Raw genomic sequence first — 15,242 nt, forward strand, 5'->3', positions numbered from 1 at the left:
CGCACCGGGTTGCCTGACGGACGGTCAGTCCCCCTCGCCCAAGCGCCGGAGTGGCACATCTCAGCCTGTTGCTGGCTTTTGTCCCATATGGGAATGGCCAGTGCTCATGAAAAGGAACCCGACCTTGCAACCGCCGAAAAAATCAGGACCGCCCCGCCGGGGAGGACCAGGCGGCCCGAAACGCCCGACCGGCCCCGGCCGGGGTGGCGCGGGCCAGGGCGGATCGGGCCGGCGTTTCGGCGCTTCGCCGGATCGCGGTGCTGGCCGGGATGCCGAACGGGGCGATGTGAAGCCACGCTTCTACAAGGGCGACGACAGTCGTTCGGAGCGTCCGCGCGGTGAGCGCCCGGACCGGAGCAGGACCGACACCAGCGCGGGTCCGACCCGTGGTCCCGGTCCGCGCGACGCTGCGGCCAGGCCACGCGGCCCCCGTGCCGAAGGCGCACCGAGCGAGCGCCCCCGTAGCGATCGTCCCAGGGCCGAACGTACCGGCACCGATGGTTTCCGCCCGAATGGCGTACGGCAGGAGCGTGCGCGCTCCGCTGGCCCGGATGGTCCGCGCCAGGAGCGCGTGCGGACCGATCGCCCGGACGGCCCGCGCCAGGATCGTGGCCGCCCAGATCGTCCACGCAACGACGTCGTCAAATCCTATCCGCCGCGTCGTCCGCGCGGAAAGGGGCCGACGCCGACCACCAATCCGCATCCGGCGCATGCCGCCGCCAGCGAGGGCAAAGGCGAACCGCAGCGCATCGCCAAGCTGCTGGCCCGCGCCGGCGTGGCGTCACGTCGCGAGATCGAGCGGATGATCGAGGAAGGCCGCATCGCCAAGGATGGCGTGGTCATCGATACGCCCGCGACGTTGCTGACGTCGCTGCACGGCGTGACGGTCGATGAGGTCGCGATCGCTGCGCCCGAACCCACGCGCCTGTTCCTGTTCCACAAGCCGACCGGCTACCTGACCACCGAGCGTGATCCGGCGGGACGTCCGACCATCTACGACCGGCTGCCCGCGGACCTGCCGCGCGTCATGCCGATCGGCCGGCTGGACATGAATACGGAGGGCTTGTTGCTGCTGACCACCGATGGCGGTTTCAAGCGCGAGATGGAATTGCCCGCGACCGGCGTGCCCCGCACCTATCGCGCGCGCGCCTTTGGCGAGGTCAGCCAACAGCAGTTGGAGGATCTGTTCGACGGACTGGAAATCGACGGCATCCGCTATGGCGCGATCGAGGCGAATCTGGAACGACGTACCGGCCGCAACCAGTGGATCGAAATGACCCTGACCGAAGGCAAGAACCGTGAGGTTCGCCGTGTGCTCGAACATATGGACCTGAAGGTCAACCGGTTGATCCGCACCAGCTATGGCCCCTTCCATCTGGGCGAACTACCCGTCGGTGCGGTCGAGGAAGTGCGCGAGCATGAGCTGGCGCATTTCCGCAAGAGTTTGAGAGACGCGGGGAAGAACGCGGAAAAGGCAGAAAAGAACGCAGACCGGAACGGTGCTGACGGAGACGGCGAGGCATGAGGATCATTTCGGGCCAATGGCGTGGCCGGCCGCTGAGCGCGCCCAAGGGTGACGCCACGCGTCCCACTGGCGACCGAACGCGCGAGACGCTGTTTTCCATGCTGTTGAGCCGCCTCGGATCGTTCGAGGGGCTTGCCGTGGGCGACTTCTTCGCCGGGTCCGGCGCGCTGGGGTTCGAGGCCCTGTCGCGGGGCGCGGCGTCCTGCCTGTTCGTGGAGCAGGACAAGCCGGCGCTGGACGCGATCCGCGCCAATGGCGACCGGCTGGGCATCCGCCCGGATATCCGCGCCTCCAGCGTATTGACGCTTGGGTCGGCGGCCAAGCCGCTGGACCTGATCTTCATGGACCCGCCTTATGGCACCGGCGCGGGTCAGGTTGCGCTGGACAAGCTGGCGCGGCTGGGCTGGACCAGCCCGGCTAGCTGGATCAGCATCGAAACCGACCGGCGTGAGGATGTGTCGGTAAAGGGGTTTGCCGTCGACGCGGTGCGCGATGTCGGGAAGGCCCGGATCACCCTGTTGCGGGCGGAGGATTGACGCTCCGCCCTGTGGCGATCAGGCCGCTTCGGCGTAAGCCTTCGCTTCTTGCCCGATGAGGATGTCGGCCAGATACTGATAGGCCTCGGCCCAGGCCGCCAGCACCTCGTCCGTGGCGACGTCTTCGCCCAGCACGTCGCGGATGGCGGGCAGCAGCGCGGCGGCGACCTTGGGATAATGGTCCGGCTTTACCCCGGTCTGGACATGGCGCGCCACCATGCGTGCGACCGCGCCACCCAGAACCTCCAGTCTGTCGATATTTTCCGCATAACCCAGGATCGCCGCGGCCAGCCTTTTGGGCTGCTCGCCGCTGTCCTGTGCCGCCTGATCGAACATAGCCTTTACTTCTTCATCCTCAAACAGGCGGGCATACATGGCCGTGGTGATGGCAACCCCATGTTTTCGCAGCGCGGGACCAGTGGATTTCACGATGGCGATGGTGGTTTGAGACAGCGAGTTGGACACTTTATTGACCTCTTTGATGAGTCGATAAGGTGTATTTAATTTGCATGTTTTAACATGTAAATAGAATATATGTTTGAACACGACCTGCCGCGCCGGTATCGGAACAGCCATGCAATTGACCCGCCATACCGACTATGCCCTGCGCATGCTGATCCACCTCGCGGCCGCCCCGTCCGGGCGGGCGACGATCCCGGAGATCGCCGATGGCTATGGGCTGTCGCGCAACCATCTGATGAAGGTGGTGCATCATCTGGCGCAGGGGGATTTCATCCATACCCGGCGCGGGCGCGGCGGCGGCTTCGCGCTGGCGCGGCCGGCGGCGGATATCAGCATCGGTGCGGTGGTGCGGCATAGCGAGCCGGACATGAAAATGGCGGATTGCGCCAGTTGCGCCATCCGCCCATCCTGTGGCCTGACCGGCATATTGGCCGAGGCGACGCAGGCCTTTCTGGCGGTACTCGACCGCCATAGCCTGGCCGATGCGGCGCGCGACCGGGCCGGGCTGGCAGCGTTGATCGCTGCCCTGCCCGCCCCGGCCAGAGCGCTTCAGCCGGTTAGCGCTTGCGCCCCTTCGACGCTTCGCCGCGATTGATGCAGCTATCCTGCACCGTGCGGGTGCAGGTGGGATAGTCCTTCGCCTCCATCGGTGGGGGGCTCATATTGCCGCCCACCGTCGCCGGATTGGACGCGGAGCCGATCGGTGCAGACGGGTCCTTCGGCACGCCGGCCGGGGCCGGCATCATGCCGGGGTCCGCAGGAACCGCGCCCTTGGGCTGGCCGGCATTGGGATCACCTTGCGGTGGGGCGGGTGGTGCCGGAGGAGACGGTGCTGGCGGAGGGGGTGCGGGCGGCGCAGCAGACGGCGCGAATGGTTCGGCCGGGGCGGCAGGCGGAACTGGCGCCGATGGCGGCGTGGCGGCCGGATCGGCAGGCGCAGGCTGTGCGGGCGGCGTCATGGCGTCAGCGGGTGGCTGACCGCCTGGTGCGGGGGCATCCTGCGCGGTGGCGGCTCCGCTCAGCGTGGCAAAACTCAGCATTGCCACGCCGGCCAGCATGATGGATCTCATCGGGATCATCCTTTCCTATTTTATTCTTCGCCCCGTTCGGAAAGGAAAACCGACGTCGTGACAGCCCCGTTCCGCCCCTGAGACGAAATGGGGCGTGCACACGACCGGACGAGTGCCCGAAAATCCGTCACGGTCCTTCGGGATAGCGGTCGAAGGCCGGCACATCATGCAGCTTCGCAACCCATGGCAGGGCCTCTGCCATCTGAATCTGCGCCTGTGGCGGCAGCGCGCCGGGATCATCCAGCGTAGCGGTCTGGATGTCGATCGCGCCGGGGAAAGCCACCGGATTGGTATAGAAAAGGCCGGTACCGCAGGTACCGCAGAAATGCCGCGTCGCATTGTCGGAACTTTGATAACGTACCGCCTTGCCCTCGATCGTCACCGCATCTTCCGGGAACAACGCCCAGCCGACCATCGGCGCGCCGGTGCTGGCGCGGCAATCCTTGCAATGGCACAGCGCGCTATAGGCCGGATCGCCGGTCGCTTCGTAGCGGATCGCCCCGCACTGGCATCGTCCCGTCAGCATCGCTCTTGCTCCCTTGCATGATTCGCCTTTTGTTCTCATAGAAGGCGCGTCGCTGCAAGCGCCTGCCCTTGCCCCTGCTCCCTCCCATGCCTAGTTGATCCATCATGACCGTCCCTGCCCCCTCCCCGAACGATCCGCCCTATATGGATGGACTGAACCCTCCGCAACGCGAGGCGGTATTGACGACGGAGGGGCCGGTGCTGGTGCTGGCCGGCGCGGGAACCGGCAAGACGGCGGCGCTGACCGCGCGGCTCGCCCATCTGATCGGCACGCGCCGGGCCTGGCCGTCCGAAATATTGGCGGTGACCTTCACCAACAAGGCGGCGCGCGAAATGCGCGCGCGGGTCGGGCGGATGATCGGCGATGCGGTGGAGGGGATGCCGTGGCTTGGCACCTTTCATGCGATCGCGGCGAAGATGCTGCGGCGCCATGCCGAACTGGTCGGGCTGCAATCCAATTTCACCATCCTCGACACCGACGACCAGTTGCGGTTGCTGAAGCAACTGGTGCAGGCGGACGGGATCGACGAGAAGCGCTGGCCGGTGCGGCAACTGGCCGGCCTGATCGACCAGTGGAAGAACAAGGGATGGACGCCCGCCGATGTCGGCGCGGGCGAGGCAGAGGGCTATGCCCATGGCAAGGGGCAGACGCTCTATGCCGCCTATCAGGCGCGGCTGCGCGATGTAAATGCGTGTGATTTCGGTGACTTGCTGCTGCATACTCTCACGATTTTGAAGACGCATCGCGACGTGCTGGAGCAATATCAGCAGAAATTCCGCTATATCATGGTGGACGAATATCAGGACACCAACAGCAGCCAATATCTGTGGCTGCGGCTGCTGGCGCAGACGCGCAAGAATATCTGCTGCGTGGGCGACGACGATCAGTCGATCTATTCATGGCGCGGCGCAGAGGTCGCCAATATCCTGCGGTTCGAGAAGGATTTTCCTGGCGCGACGATCATCCGGCTGGAGCAGAATTATCGCTCTACGCCGCATATATTGGGTGCCGCGTCGGGGGTGATCGCGGAAAATGGCAATCGCCTGGGCAAAACGTTGTGGACCGATATCGACGTCGGCGAAAAGGTGAAGGTCGTCGGTGTATGGGACGGGCCGGAGGAAGCCCGGCGCGTCGGCGAGGAGATAGAGGCGGTCGAGCGCAGCGGCGGGTCGCTGGACGAGGTCGCGATCCTCGTCCGCGCCCAGCACCAGACCCGCGAGTTCGAAGATCGCTTCATCCAGATTGGCCTGCCCTATCGCATCGTCGGCGGCTTTCGCTTCTACGAACGCGCCGAAATCCGCGATGCGCTGGCCTATCTGCGGCTGGTGAACCAGCCTGCCGACGATCTGGCGTTCGAGCGGATCGTCAATGTGCCCAAGCGCGGTCTGGGCGACAAGGCTGTGGAGAAGCTGCACCGGCTGGCGCGAGCGGAAGGCATACCGCTGGCGCTGGCGGCGGCGCGCATCCTGGACACCGACGAACTGACGCCGCAGGCGCGGCGGTCGCTGGGCAACTTCATCGGCGATCTGGCGCGCTGGCGCGACCGGGCCGGGCAATTGCAGCATGCGGAACTGGCGCGGCAGATATTGGACGAGAGCGGTTATACCGCGATGTTGCAGGCCGAGCGCACGACCGAAAGCGCGGGGCGGCTGGAAAACCTGTCCGAACTGGCGCGAGCGATGGAAGAATATGAAACGCTGGGCGCTTTCCTGGAGCATGTCAGCCTCGTCATGGACAATGAGGCGCAGGCGGACGAGCGCAAGATCACCATCATGACCATCCACGCCGCCAAGGGACTGGAGTTCGACACGGTGTTCCTGGCCGGCTGGGAGGAAGGCATCTTCCCGTCACAACGGGCGCTGGACGAAGGTGGCCTGAACAGCCTGGAGGAGGAGCGGCGGCTTGCCTATGTGGCGATCACGCGGGCGCGCAAGCGCTGCACCATCCTGCATGCCGCCAACCGCCGCATCTATGGCCAGTGGACCAGCAGCATCCCGTCGCGGTTCGTCGGCGAATTGCCGCCCGAACATGTCGAATCGGAAAGCAGCATGTCCGGTGGCGCATCGCTGTGGCGGGCCAACTGGTCGGAACGGGACGATCCCTTCGCCAATGTCGCGCGCGGCACCGGACGCGGGCCGGGCTGGCAACGGGCGCAGTCTACCGGACAGTTCAGCAAGGAACCGGTGCGAATCGTGGAGGCACGGGCATCGGCCGTGTCGCTGGGCAACAAGGGGCGCAGCGACATGAGCGTGGGGCTGCGCGTGTTCCACCAGAAATTCGGCTATGGCACGGTGGCTGAGATCGAGGGCAACAAGTTGGAGATCGATTTCGAGACGGCCGGGCGGAAGCGGGTGATGGATAGTTTCGTCAGCGTGGGGTGATCGTGGACAAAAGCGTTTATGGATACAAAGAGCATGTTTATGCTGCCGCTTTCGCCGACACGCTGCGCGATAATTCCGCTTTTCTAAATTGGTTAATCGGACAAACGATTTTCGCCGATCGCAACGGCTGTCGCGTTCTTTGGGAAGAAATGACTGCCAAACGCCCGAACGCAAAATTCTGGTGGAAGAATTATTGGACGGGCAGTTGCGCTTGCGAAGGATGTTCTGGAAGCGAAACAGATATTTTCGTTGTGGTGGCTGATGATGTAGAGCGGCGGTTTGCGCTGCACATTGAGGTCAAGCAGCCCACTGATAGGTTTGATCCGCTGAAGCGGCAAGGTCAGCGCTATCGAACCAGAGCGCTATGTTGGGCAGGGAAAGCCCCCAAGACCGTTCCGGCGCATGAGCAAGCCACGACGATTTTGCTGTTCAGCGAACTCAAGCGCAATGCCTTTATACATGAAATCGCCGAGTTTGACGTAGCCATGACTTTTGAGTCCGTAAGGCGAGTATTTCCAACGGCGGTCCCGCTTGATTCATCTAAAATATGACAGGGAGCATGCTTAGCATCGTCGTCGAAAAATTTGGTGGAGCCTAGCGGGATCGAACCGCTGACCTCCTGCATGCCATGCAGGCGCTCTCCCAGCTGAGCTAAGGCCCCATCCTGTCGCGGTGCTGCCGCAACCCTTTGGGCGAACCATGTCCGGCGATGCCGTCGGTCGCATATATATTTCGCCATACGCGAAAATTGGTGGAGCCTAGCGGGATCGAACCGCTGACCTCCTGCATGCCATGCAGGCGCTCTCCCAGCTGAGCTAAGGCCCCGTACCAATGAAGCGCCGTTGGGTCCGGCGCTTCGGAGGTCGCTGCCTCTAGGATCGTGCGACCCCGTTGGCAAGCAGAAATTTTACTTAATTGTCGTCGCTGTCGTTATCGCTGCCAGCGTCGACACCCAGGTCGTCGTCACCGCCCAGATCGACGTCATTATCCGGCGAATCATCGTCTTCATCGACGTCGATATCCAGATCGTCGTCAGCCGTTTCCAGCTCGCCATCTGCGGTTTCGATCACCTTCTTGGGCGCTGCCGCCTCATAAGGCAGCGGCTGCTTCGACTTCAGCACCGGTTCCGGTTCCCAGGCGCTGTTGCAATTGATGCAGATGACCGGATCGTCCTTGCCCAGGTCGTAGAAGCGTGTCGCGCATTTTGGGCAAGTCCGCTTCGTGCCCCATTCAGCCTTCACCATGTCCGGCCTGTTCCTTCTTCGATGCTTCAAACAGAAATCACGCGGCGCAACGCTTGTTGCCCGCGAAACGTCGGGCGCCTTGCCATAGCGGGATCGCGCTGTCAAAAGCCGCTCGCATTTTTTCGGTTCCAACACAATGGATACCCCGTGACCCAGCATGACGATCAAGCCACCCCCCGCACCTTCACCGCCGCGCCCGCCTTGTCCGGCAGCGTCACCGTGCCGGGCGACAAAAGCATTTCCCACCGCTCGCTGATGCTGTCGGCGCTGGCCGTGGGCGAAAGCCGGGTCGAGGGCCTGCTGGAGGGCGAGGATGTGCTGGCCACCGCTGCTGCGATGCGGGCGATGGGCGCACAGATCGAGCGCGACGACGACGGTGTGTGGCATATCCATGGCGTGGGCGTGGGCGGGCTGCTCCAGCCTGAAACGGCGCTCGACATGGGTAATAGCGGCACGTCCACCCGCCTGCTGATGGGCCTGCTGGCCAGCCATGACCTGACCGCCACCTTCACCGGCGACGCTTCGCTGAGCAAGCGGCCGATGGCCCGCGTGACCGAGCCGCTGTCGCGCACCGGCGCCAGCTTCACCACGAGTCCGGGCGATCGCCTGCCGCTGACCATGAAGGGCGCCTGCCCCGCCGTGCCGCTGGACTATAGCCTGCCGGTCGCGTCGGCGCAGGTGAAGTCGGCGATCCTGCTGGCCGGTCTCAACACACCGGGCATCACCCGCGTGGTCGAGCCGATCCCGACCCGCGACCATAGCGAGCGCATGCTCAAGGGCTTCGGCGCGGACCTGAATGTCGAAGTGCAGGCGGATGGCACGCGCGTCATCACGCTGGTCGGCGAAGCGGAACTGAAGCCGCAGAATATCGTCGTACCAGGCGACCCCTCCTCCGCCGCCTTCCCGATGGTCGCGGCGCTGCTGGTGCGGGACTCGCAGGTGACGATCGGCAATGTGGGTCTGAACGGTACGCGCGCGGGCCTGATCGACCTGCTGCGCGAGATGGGCGGGTCGATCGAGGTCGTGAACGCCCGCGAAGTGGGCGGCGAACCGGTCGGCGACCTGATCGTCACCGCCTCCGCGTTGAAGGGCGTCGAGCCGGACCCGGCGCGCGCGCCCAGCATGATCGACGAATATCCCGTCGCCTTCATTGCCGCCGCCTTTGCGGAGGGGCGCAGCATCTTCCGCGGCCTTGAGGAACTGCGCGTCAAGGAATCGGACCGGATCGCAACCATGGCGCAAGGGCTGCGCGCGATCGGCGTGACCGTGGAGGAACTGGAAGACGGCATCATCATCGAGGGCAGCGGCGGCGCGGCATTGCCCGGTGGCGGACCGGTTGCCACGAAGCTGGACCACCGCATCGCGATGAGCTTTGCCGTGGCGGGCCTCGTATCGAAGGAGGGCGTCACCATCGACGACATGCGCCCGGTCGCCACCAGCTTCCCGACCTTCCTTCCCCTCCTCCAGTCTCTGGGAGCGATTGCATGATCATCGCCGTGGACGGCCCCGCCGCATCGGGCAAGGGCACCATCGCCAAGGCGCTGGGGCAGCATTACGGCCTTCCCGTTCTGGATACCGGCCTGCTCTACCGCGCGGTCGGCCTGTCCGTGCTGAAGGCGGGCGGCGATCCGGATCATGAGGATGACGCGCTGGCCGCCTCCGGTTTCGATGACGCGATCCTGGCCGACCCTGCGCTGCGCAGCGAAGCGGTCGGCAGCCTTGCCTCGCGCGTGTCGGTGCATCAAAGCGTGCGCGACGCACTGGTCCAGCGCCAGCGCGATTTCGCTACACAGCCGGGCGGCGCCATCCTGGACGGACGCGACATCGGCACGGTCATCGCGCCCGATGCCGACGCCAAGATCTTCGTCACCGCCAGTGTCCATGTGCGCGCCGAGCGCCGCTTCAAGGATGCGCTGAGCCATGGCGGCCATCCCGACATGGACAGCCTGATCGCGGACATTCAGGCGCGCGATACCCGCGACATGAGCCGCGACCATGCCCCGTTGAAAGTGGCGCAGGGCGCGGACTTGCTAGATACGAGCGATTTGACTATAGACGCGGCCGTCCAGCGGGCCATCGCGCTTGTGGACGCCCAGCTTGAAGGTCGCCCCTAGGGTGTGACCCGATAAGGCGCGCGGTCATGCCGGGCGCCCTTTTCGCTTATCCGGCCTGCGCGTTCCCATAAGCCGTAACTCTTTGGATACGCGCCGGATATTCGGTCCTGCGCGTGGTTTGGCCAAAGACCATCGGACACAACCGATTGGCCAGCAATGATGTTTGAAGGACCAACCATGGCCTCTGTGGCATTCCCCACGCGCGACGATTTCGCCGCGCTTCTCAATGATTCTCTCGGTGGTGAAGACGGCGGCTTTGAAGGCCGCGTCGTCAAGGGCACCGTTACCGCCATCGAAAACGACCTGGCCGTCATCGACGTAGGTCTGAAGTCCGAAGGCCGCGTGCCGCTGCGCGAATTCGCCGCGCCGGGCCAGAAAGCTGACCTCAAGGTCGGCGACGAAGTCGAAGTCTATGTCGATCGCGTCGAAAACGCCCATGGCGAAGCCATGCTGTCGCGTGACCGCGCCCGCCGCGAAGCCGCCTGGGACAAGCTGGAAAGCGAGTTCACCGAGAGCGCGCGCGTCGAAGGCGTCATCTTCGGTCGCGTCAAGGGCGGCTTCACCGTCGATCTGGACGGCGCCGTGGCGTTCCTGCCCGGTTCGCAGGTCGATATCCGCCCCGTGCGCGACGTCACCCCGCTGATGGACATTCCGCAGCCTTTCCAGATCCTGAAGATGGATCGCCGCCGCGGCAACATCGTCGTGTCGCGTCGCGCCATCCTGGAAGAAACCCGCGCCGAACAGCGCAGCGGCCTCATCCAGACGCTGGCCGAAGGTCAGATCATCGAAGGCATCGTCAAGAACATCACCGATTATGGTGCGTTCGTTGACCTGGGCGGCATCGATGGCCTGCTGCACGTCACCGACCTGTCGTACAAGCGCATCAACCACCCGAACGAGATGATCAACATCGGCGACACCGTCCGCGTGCAGATCATCCGCATCAACCGCGATACCCAGCGCATCAGCCTCGGCATGAAGCAGCTGGAAAGCGATCCGTGGGAAGGCGCATCGGCCAAATATCCGATCGGCGCCAAGCTGTCGGGCCGCGTCACGAACATCACCGAATATGGTGCGTTCGTCGAGCTGGAGCCGGGCATCGAAGGCCTGGTCCACGTGTCGGAAATGTCCTGGACCAAGAAGAACGTCCACCCCGGCAAGATCGTTTCGACCAGCCAGGAAGTCGAAGTTCTGGTGCTGGAAGTCGATCCCGAAAAGCGCCGCATCTCGCTCGGCCTCAAGCAGGCCCAGTCGAACCCGTGGGATTCGTTCGCAGAACGCCACCCGATCGGTTCGACCGTCGAAGGCGAAGTCAAGAACGCGACCGAATTCGGCCTGTTCATCGGCCTGGACGGCGATGTGGACGGCATGGTCCACATGTCGGACATCGCGTGGGGCATTTCGGGCGAAGACGCGCTGGCGCTGCACCGCAAGGGTGAGGCGGTTCAGGCCGTCGTTCTCGACATCGACGTCGAGAAGGAGCGCATCAGCCTGGGCATGAAGCAGCTTGAGCGTGGCGGCCCGGCCGCTGGTGGCACCGCTGCTGCGGCTGCCGGCCTCAACAAGAACTCGATCGTCACCGTGACGGTTCTGGAAGTGCGCGACGGCGGCCTGGAAGTCCAGGCTGGCGAAGACGGCGCTGCCGGCTTCATCAAGCGCAGCGACCTTGGCCGCGACCGCGACGAACAGCGTGCGGAACGCTTCCAGGTCGGCCAGAAGTTCGACGCCATGGTGACCGGTTTCGACCGGGCCAAGAAGCCGACCTTCTCGGTCAAGGCGATGCAGATCGCCGAAGAGAAGCAGGCTGTGGCACAATATGGCTCGTCCGACAGCGGCGCGTCGCTGGGCGACATCCTGGGCGAAGCGCTCAAGGCGAAGAGCGAAGGCTAAGCCCTTTACGCTTTCGAAGTGACAGAAAAGCCCGCCGGACCATCGTCCGGCGGGCTTTTTCATATCCTTGATCGCATCATCCTTCTGGAAACGTAACGACCCCTTGTTCGCCGATTGTCAACGCCTTCCAGATTATCTATAACGGCGCAGGGGCACAGCAGAGGGGCGCTGGAGATCCAATGATCCGTTCGGAATTGATCCAGAAATTGGCCGATGAAAATCCAGGCCTGAGTCTGCCGGAAGTGGAAAAGATCGTCGATCTTTTCTTCCGGGAGATTGTCGACCGCCTGTCTGCGGGCGGCCGTGTCGAATTGCGCGGTTTCGGCGCGTTCACCACGCGCGCACGCGATGCCCGCACCGGGCGCAACCCGCGTACGGGCGAGCAGGTGCCGGTGGATGCCAAGCGCGTACCCTATTTCAAGCCGGGCAAGGAAATGCGCGAACGGTTGAACGGCAAGGACGCCTGAAGCCCTCATCCCGTCGATCCTGATGGCGATCGAGCTGGCACGCTCGATCGCGCTTGACCTGCCGCGCGCCAGCCGCCACTGAGACGCGGCCTGGCTATGCCGGCATGCGGACGTGGCGAAATCGGTAGACGCAGCGGACTTAAAATCCGCCTCCCCCTGGGAATATGGGTTCAAGTCCCATCGTCCGCACCAGCAAAGATGACAGGTTTTTTCCTGTCAAAGGACTGGATATTACGGCCAGTTGCCGCGATGGTGCCGATATGGCCGGTGCAATCAATCCCAACAGTTTCAGCGACTCCCTCGTCATCCTGGGGGCGGCGGGACTCGTCATCCCCGGATTTGCCCGTTTCCGCATCAGCCCTGTCATCGGCTTCATCCTTGTCGGGCTGGCGGTCGGGCCGGCCGGTCTGGGATCGCTGGTCGGCCAATATCCCTGGCTTTATCATGTCACCATATCCAACGGGGCGGCGATCGAGCCGTTCGCGGAACTGGGCGTCATATTATTGCTCTTTTCCATCGGGCTGGAGCTGAGTTTCCGGCGATTGTGGACGATGCGGGCGCAGGTGTTCGGCGTAGGCGCGACCGAATTGATCGGCGGCGCGCTGTTGATCGCGATGGGCCTCTATTTTCTGGGCCAGCCCACCGCCGGGGCGATTGGCCTCGGTCTGGCGCTGGCGCTGTCCTCCACCGCCGTCGTGCTGCCAATGGTCGGCACGCAAAGCGCGGTCGGCCGCGCGGCCTTTTCCATGCTGTTGTTCGAGGATCTGGCGCTGGTCCCGATCATCTTCATGCTGGGTGCACTCGCCCCCTCCGTCGCGGCCAGCCCGGACGGCGCCTGGAGCGAAATGGCCAATACGCTGATGAAGGGCGGCATCACCATCGCCGTCATGCTGGTGCTGGGTCGGGTGTTTCTGCCCCATATGTTCAGCCAGGCGGCGCGGACGAAAAGCCCCGAAGTGTTTCTGGCAGCCAGCCTGCTGGTGGTCATCGTGTCCAGCCTGGCGACGTCGATCGCTGGCCTGTCGCCGATCGTCGGCGCGCTGCTGGCGGGGATATTGATCGCAGAAACCGACTATCATAGCGAAGTCGAGGTGATGACCGCCCCGTTCAAGGGGCTGGCGCTGGGCGTGTTCCTGATCACCGTGGGCATGAGCCTGGACATTCGCGTGATCCTGGCCAACTGGCCCAGCCTGATGCTGGCGGTGGTCGGCGTGGTGCTGGCCAAGACGCTGGTGACCGGCGCGCTGCTCTACTTCTCCGGCGCGCGCAAGGGCGTGGCGCTGGAGGTCGGCGTGCTGATGTCCAGCCCGTCGGAAACCACCCTGATCGTGCTGTCGGCAGCCTCGGCGGCACAACTGATCCTCCCTTCCACCGCCGCCTTCTGGCAGATCGTGACCGCCATTGGCCTCACCATCACGCCGCTGCTGGCGCGGATCGGCCATGATATCGCCCGCCGGCTGGAAACGGCGCTGGGCGAGGAGACGATCGAAGCGACGGAAGAACATACCGAAGCGGCGGCGGTCATCATCGGCTTCGGTCGGGTCGGGCGCATGGTGTGCGACCTGCTCAAGACTCACAAGCAGCGCTTCATCGTCGTCGAATCCGATCCCGATGTCGTCGCGGAAGCGCGGCGGCTGGGCTATCCGATCCTGTTCGGCGACGTCGCGCGGGCGGAAATGCTGGATCGGTTGCGGCTGGGCCATGCCCGTGCGCTGATCCTGACCATGGACGATCCGGTACTGTCCGTGCGCGTGACCAAGCGGGTGCGCGGCTGGGTGCCCGACCTGCCGATCATCGCGCGCGCCCGCGATACCGATCATGCCGCGCAACTCTACAGGGCGGGCGCCAGCGATGCCGTGCCTGAAACGCTGGAAAGCTCGCTGCAACTGGCCGAAACCGCGCTGGTCGACCTGGGCGTCGCGATGGGTCCGGTGATCGCGTCGATCCACCAGACGCGCGAGGATCTGCGCGTGGGGATCAAGGAAGCGGCGCAGATGGAAACCGCGCCCAAGCTGCGCCGCCTGCGCCCGGACGAGGTGCCTTAATCTCCCTCTTCGGGCGGACTGAACACAGACCAGCCGGTACGTCGTGCCAGCATTTCGAGCGCCTGCGTACCAAGCTGGCTGTTGCCGTTGTCATTGAGGCCCGGCGACCAGACCGCGATCGAGGCGCGGCCGGGCACGATGGCGAGGATACCGCCCCCCACGCCCGACTTGCCGGGGATGCCGACGCGAAAGGCGAAATCACCCGACGCATCATAATGGCCGCAGGTCAGCATCAGCGCATTGATGCGGCGCGCACGACCAGGCGACACCACCCGGCCTCCGTCGGGATGCCGCCCGTCCAGCATCAGGTAGCGGCCGGCGAGCGCCAGTTGGCGACAGTTCATCTCGATCGCACATTGGTGGAAATAGTTGCCCAGCACCAGATCGACCGGGTGACGGACATTGTTGAACGCGCGCATATAGTTGGCGAGCGCCATGTTGCGAAAACCGGTGGCGGTTTCGGACGCCGCGACATCCTCGTTGATGGCGATGCTGTCGTCACCGGCCAGATAGCGCATGAAGCGCAGCATCTCGCCGATCGCCACGCGCGGCTGATGGCCACCGAGATTCACGTCCGACACGACGATGGCGCCGGCGTTGATGAAGGGATTGCGCGGAATCCCCTCCTCCCGCTCCAGTTGGGTGATGGAATTGAAGGCGTTGCCCGAAGGCTCCCGCCCGACCCGATCCCATAGCTGGTCGCCGACCTTGCCCAGCGCCAGCGTCAGGGCGAACACCTTGGATATGGACTGGATCGAAAAGCCGGTCTCCGCATCGCCCCCCGTCAGCAAGCCTCCGTCCGCCGTCGCGATGGCGATGCCGAATTGCGCGGGGTCGACCTTCGCCAGTTCGGGGATGTAGCTGGCGACGGCACCGCGATGGTCGGCGGCGGCCATGGCGGCGGTGATGTCAGCGAGCAGAGCGGGAAGATCAATGGCCATGGCACAGCTTTAGCCCAAGCCAGCCCGGATAGAACAGAGGA

General features: G+C 64.5%; 15 protein-coding genes and 3 tRNA genes. 11 read left to right on the plus strand and 7 right to left on the minus strand.

What is annotated here, in order from left to right; genetic code table 11:
- Window positions 1-106 precede the first annotated feature (106 nt).
- Window positions 107-1,525 (plus strand): pseudouridine synthase, encoded by a 1,419-nt coding sequence (locus tag ASE85_RS00435; protein WP_443018459.1) that lies wholly within the window; start codon window positions 107-109, stop codon window positions 1,523-1,525.
- Entirely contained in the window at window positions 1,522-2,061 is a 540-nt protein-coding gene (gene rsmD / locus ASE85_RS00440) for a 16S rRNA (guanine(966)-N(2))-methyltransferase RsmD (protein WP_056681857.1), read from the plus strand. Before ASE85_RS00435 ends, rsmD begins: the two co-directional genes overlap by 4 nt.
- Before the next feature lie 18 nt (window positions 2,062-2,079).
- On the opposite strand, the gene ASE85_RS00445 is transcribed toward rsmD, so the two are convergent.
- Window positions 2,080-2,526 carry a globin domain-containing protein gene (locus ASE85_RS00445; protein WP_056681860.1) on the minus strand — a complete coding sequence of 149 codons (447 nt, stop codon included), beginning with the start codon at window positions 2,524-2,526 and terminating at the stop codon, window positions 2,080-2,082.
- 109 nt (window positions 2,527-2,635) lie between these two features.
- Between ASE85_RS00445 and ASE85_RS00450 the strand changes: the two genes are divergently transcribed.
- Entirely contained in the window at window positions 2,636-3,118 is a 483-nt protein-coding gene (locus ASE85_RS00450; RefSeq protein ID WP_056681862.1) for an Rrf2 family transcriptional regulator, read from the plus strand.
- Here ASE85_RS00450 and ASE85_RS00455 read toward each other — a convergent pair.
- Both ASE85_RS00455 and ASE85_RS00460 read right to left on the minus strand, forming a co-directional pair.
- A complete protein-coding gene (locus ASE85_RS00455; RefSeq protein WP_056684119.1) occupies window positions 3,081-3,593 on the minus strand; it encodes a hypothetical protein in 513 nt (170 codons plus the stop codon). The genes ASE85_RS00450 and ASE85_RS00455 overlap by 38 nt on opposite strands.
- Before the next feature lie 127 nt (window positions 3,594-3,720).
- A complete protein-coding gene (locus tag ASE85_RS00460; protein ID WP_056681865.1) occupies window positions 3,721-4,119 on the minus strand; it encodes a GFA family protein in 399 nt (132 codons plus the stop codon).
- 104 nt (window positions 4,120-4,223) lie between these two features.
- Here ASE85_RS00460 and ASE85_RS00465 point away from each other — a divergent pair, with 104 nt between their 5' ends.
- The gene (locus tag ASE85_RS00465; protein WP_056681868.1) at window positions 4,224-6,500 is read left to right on the plus strand and encodes an ATP-dependent helicase; all 2,277 of its coding nucleotides are present in this window, start codon (window positions 4,224-4,226) and stop codon (window positions 6,498-6,500) included.
- Between the two features lie 2 nt (window positions 6,501-6,502).
- Window positions 6,503-7,051 (plus strand): hypothetical protein, encoded by a 549-nt coding sequence (locus ASE85_RS22760; protein ID WP_156358145.1) that lies wholly within the window; start codon window positions 6,503-6,505, stop codon window positions 7,049-7,051.
- 34 nt (window positions 7,052-7,085) lie between these two features.
- Here the strand turns inward: ASE85_RS22760 and ASE85_RS00475 are convergent.
- The 3 genes from ASE85_RS00475 to ASE85_RS00485 form a co-directional block, all read right to left on the minus strand.
- Window positions 7,086-7,161, minus strand: a tRNA-Ala gene (locus ASE85_RS00475).
- Between the two features lie 88 nt (window positions 7,162-7,249).
- Window positions 7,250-7,325: transfer RNA gene (locus tag ASE85_RS00480), tRNA-Ala, on the minus strand.
- A gap of 86 nt (window positions 7,326-7,411) precedes the next feature.
- Window positions 7,412-7,744 (minus strand): TIGR02300 family protein, encoded by a 333-nt coding sequence (locus ASE85_RS00485; protein WP_056681874.1) that lies wholly within the window; start codon window positions 7,742-7,744, stop codon window positions 7,412-7,414.
- Window positions 7,745-7,891: 147 nt separating this feature from the next.
- On the opposite strand from ASE85_RS00485, the gene aroA reads away from it, so the two are divergent.
- The 6 genes from aroA to ASE85_RS00515 all read left to right on the plus strand — a co-directional run bounded on the left by aroA (window position 7,892) and on the right by ASE85_RS00515 (window position 14,260).
- A complete protein-coding gene (gene aroA, locus ASE85_RS00490; protein WP_056681877.1) occupies window positions 7,892-9,232 on the plus strand; it encodes a 3-phosphoshikimate 1-carboxyvinyltransferase in 1,341 nt (446 codons plus the stop codon).
- Complete coding sequence (gene cmk / locus ASE85_RS00495) at window positions 9,229-9,858, plus strand: (d)CMP kinase (protein WP_056681880.1); 630 nt, start codon at window positions 9,229-9,231, stop codon at window positions 9,856-9,858. Before aroA ends, cmk begins: the two co-directional genes overlap by 4 nt.
- 177 nt (window positions 9,859-10,035) lie before the next feature.
- The gene (gene rpsA / locus ASE85_RS00500) at window positions 10,036-11,748 is read left to right on the plus strand and encodes a 30S ribosomal protein S1 (protein ID WP_056684122.1); all 1,713 of its coding nucleotides are present in this window, start codon (window positions 10,036-10,038) and stop codon (window positions 11,746-11,748) included.
- Window positions 11,749-11,927: 179 nt separating this feature from the next.
- Window positions 11,928-12,215: an integration host factor subunit beta gene (locus tag ASE85_RS00505; RefSeq protein WP_056681883.1), complete on the plus strand. Its 288-nt coding sequence runs from the start codon at window positions 11,928-11,930 to the stop codon at window positions 12,213-12,215.
- 106 nt (window positions 12,216-12,321) lie between these two features.
- Window positions 12,322-12,407, plus strand: a tRNA-Leu gene (locus tag ASE85_RS00510).
- Between the two features lie 68 nt (window positions 12,408-12,475).
- Complete coding sequence (locus ASE85_RS00515; protein ID WP_056681886.1) at window positions 12,476-14,260, plus strand: cation:proton antiporter domain-containing protein; 1,785 nt, start codon at window positions 12,476-12,478, stop codon at window positions 14,258-14,260.
- Here the strand turns inward: ASE85_RS00515 and ASE85_RS00520 are convergent.
- Complete coding sequence (locus ASE85_RS00520; RefSeq protein ID WP_056681889.1) at window positions 14,257-15,201, minus strand: glutaminase; 945 nt, start codon at window positions 15,199-15,201, stop codon at window positions 14,257-14,259. The genes ASE85_RS00515 and ASE85_RS00520 overlap by 4 nt on opposite strands.
- Window positions 15,202-15,242 lie beyond the last annotated feature (41 nt).

Origin of the sequence: Sphingobium sp. Leaf26 (genome assembly GCF_001421665.1) — a bacterium.
Classification (GTDB): domain Bacteria; phylum Pseudomonadota; class Alphaproteobacteria; order Sphingomonadales; family Sphingomonadaceae; genus Sphingobium.

Coding starts and splice junctions, on each gene's coding strand:
- ASE85_RS00435 (WP_443018459.1), top strand. CDS start 107: ATGAAAAGGAACCCGACCTTGCAACCGCCGAAAAAATCAGGACCGCCC.
- rsmD (WP_056681857.1), top strand. CDS start 1,522: ATGAGGATCATTTCGGGCCAATGGCGTGGCCGGCCGCTGAGCGCGCCC.
- ASE85_RS00450 (WP_056681862.1), top strand. CDS start 2,636: ATGCAATTGACCCGCCATACCGACTATGCCCTGCGCATGCTGATCCAC.
- ASE85_RS00455 (WP_056684119.1), bottom strand. CDS start 3,593: ATGAGATCCATCATGCTGGCCGGCGTGGCAATGCTGAGTTTTGCCACG.
- ASE85_RS00460 (WP_056681865.1), bottom strand. CDS start 4,119: ATGCTGACGGGACGATGCCAGTGCGGGGCGATCCGCTACGAAGCGACC.
- ASE85_RS00465 (WP_056681868.1), top strand. CDS start 4,224: ATGACCGTCCCTGCCCCCTCCCCGAACGATCCGCCCTATATGGATGGA.
- ASE85_RS00485 (WP_056681874.1), bottom strand. CDS start 7,744: ATGGTGAAGGCTGAATGGGGCACGAAGCGGACTTGCCCAAAATGCGCG.
- cmk (WP_056681880.1), top strand. CDS start 9,229: ATGATCATCGCCGTGGACGGCCCCGCCGCATCGGGCAAGGGCACCATC.
- rpsA (WP_056684122.1), top strand. CDS start 10,036: ATGGCCTCTGTGGCATTCCCCACGCGCGACGATTTCGCCGCGCTTCTC.
- ASE85_RS00505 (WP_056681883.1), top strand. CDS start 11,928: ATGATCCGTTCGGAATTGATCCAGAAATTGGCCGATGAAAATCCAGGC.
- ASE85_RS00515 (WP_056681886.1), top strand. CDS start 12,476: ATGGCCGGTGCAATCAATCCCAACAGTTTCAGCGACTCCCTCGTCATC.
- ASE85_RS00520 (WP_056681889.1), bottom strand. CDS start 15,201: ATGGCCATTGATCTTCCCGCTCTGCTCGCTGACATCACCGCCGCCATG.